Below are 1,917 nucleotides of genomic sequence, written 5' to 3' on the forward strand. Positions count from 1 at the left end.
GATTGCGTAATCAAAAGAATCCGCTGCGCTCGCTCCCCCGCTATGGGGGAGCCATCGCTACATTAATGGGCGAGAAATTTGATGATGACGCCTGAAGCGACGCCGGTAATCGCAATCATTGAGCCAACGATCGTCGTTACCAGAGCTCTAAGCGTACTATGGAGCTCGGCCTTTACATCTGCAATCCTGACGTTAGTCTCTGCTATTTCTACCCTGATAGTTGAAACGTCCTCCTTTGTTGCATAGTTAGACTTAATCACAGCGACATCCGTTACCAGCGACTCGACCTTCTCCTCAAGCGTTTTCACGCGTATCTCCATCTCTCCTTCTCCGTTACTTGTAACGTTAATTACAACGCGAAAATATTACCATGCTATGCGTATGGTAAACCGTGGCGAATGCCGCTATTTCTTGTAGTCTTTTAAGATTTTCCCGCTTTTTCCTTTCGTATCCATGCGTTATTACTACACTCAATACAGATTTTGGCCTTGAGAAGGAGAAAAGCCGTGAAAAAATGGGCAGTAGTGATTTCCGCAGTGGGTTTAGCCTGCGCAGTTTCAGGATGCAGCAGCGACTATGTGATGGCGACAAAAGATGGCCGTATGATCCTGACCGAAGGCAAGCCAGCAGTAGATGACGATACCGGGCTGGTCAGCTACCGCGACCTGCAGGGCAACGAGATGCAGATTAACCGTGATGACGTGTCGCAAATTATCGAACGATAAGTGCTAAGGTCAGCAATCTGCTGGCCTTTTGATTTTTCTCTTCCCCTTTTGCCTCCCCTCTGCCATGTTTATATTCCTTTGTCAGGAAGCCCCTGACGTTGTTAAAAAACAAGGAAGCCGGCTATGCATTATCACCGTATCCCTCACAGCTCGCTTGAGATAAGCACGCTGGGGCTGGGCACAATGACCTTTGGTGAGCAGAACAGCGAAGCCGAGGCCCATGCACAGCTTGATTACGCCGTAGCCCAGGGTATCAACCTGATTGATGTGGCAGAGATGTACCCCGTGCCGCCGCGCCCGGAGACGCAGGGTTTAACCGAGACCTACGTCGGCAACTGGCTGGCGAAGCACGGCAACCGTGAAAAGCTGGTTATCGCCTCCAAGGTAAGCGGGCCGAGCCGCAATAACGACAGCGGCATTCGCCAGAATCAGGTACTGGATCGCAAGAATATCCGTGAAGCGCTGGATGCCAGCCTGAAACGCCTGCAAACCGACTATCTCGATCTCTACCAGGTCCACTGGCCGCAGCGCCCAACCAACTGCTTTGGCAAGCTGGGCTATGAGTGGGCCGAATCCGCCCCCGCCGTCACCATTCTCGACACGCTGGAAGCGCTGACCGAGTGTCAGCGGGCGGGCAAGATCCGCTACATCGGCGTCTCAAACGAAACGGCGTTTGGCGTGATGCGCTATCTGCACCTGGCGGATAAGCACGACCTACCGCGCATCGTCACCATCCAGAACCCCTATAGCCTGCTTAACCGCAGCTTTGAGGTCGGTCTGTCAGAGGTGAGCCAGTTTGAGGGCGTTGAACTGCTGGCCTACTCCTGCCTGGCCTTCGGCACCCTGACCGGCAAATACCTGAACGGTGCGAAGCCCGCCGGGGCGCGCAACACGCTGTTTAGCCGTTTTACGCGCTACAGCGGCGAGCAGACGCAAAAAGCGATCGCTGCCTACGTGGATATCGCTAGACGGCATAATCTGGACGCGGCGCAGATGGCACTGGCCTTTGTCCGCCGTCAGCCGTTCGTGGCCAGCACTCTGCTGGGCGCCACGACCATGGAGCAGCTAAAAACCAATGTTGAGAGCCTCTATCTGGAGCTGAGCGAAGAGGTATTAGCGGAGATTGAAGCGGTGCATAAGGTTTATACCTACCCGGCACCGTAAGTGAATAGCCCGGCGGAATACGCCGGCC

3 protein-coding genes are annotated in these 1,917 nt (G+C 54.3%); 2 read left to right on the forward strand and 1 reads right to left on the reverse strand.

Going from position 1 to position 1,917, the window contains the following annotated elements; genetic code table 11:
- Positions 1-62 precede the first annotated feature (62 nt).
- Positions 63-308 (reverse strand): hypothetical protein, encoded by a 246-nt coding sequence (locus tag FN633_RS16550; RefSeq protein WP_154058472.1) that lies wholly within the window; start codon positions 306-308, stop codon positions 63-65.
- Between the two features lie 198 nt (positions 309-506).
- Between FN633_RS16550 and FN633_RS16555 the strand changes: the two genes are divergently transcribed.
- Complete coding sequence (locus FN633_RS16555) at positions 507-725, forward strand: YgdI/YgdR family lipoprotein (protein WP_042387937.1); 219 nt, start codon at positions 507-509, stop codon at positions 723-725.
- Positions 726-848: 123 nt separating this feature from the next.
- Positions 849-1,889 carry an NADP(H)-dependent aldo-keto reductase gene (locus tag FN633_RS16560; RefSeq protein WP_154058473.1) on the forward strand — a complete coding sequence of 347 codons (1,041 nt, stop codon included), beginning with the start codon at positions 849-851 and terminating at the stop codon, positions 1,887-1,889.
- The last annotated feature ends 28 nt before the right edge of the window (positions 1,890-1,917 follow it).

Origin of the sequence: Pseudescherichia vulneris, assembly GCF_902164725.1 — a bacterium.
Classification (GTDB): Bacteria; Pseudomonadota; Gammaproteobacteria; order Enterobacterales; family Enterobacteriaceae; genus Pseudescherichia; species Pseudescherichia vulneris.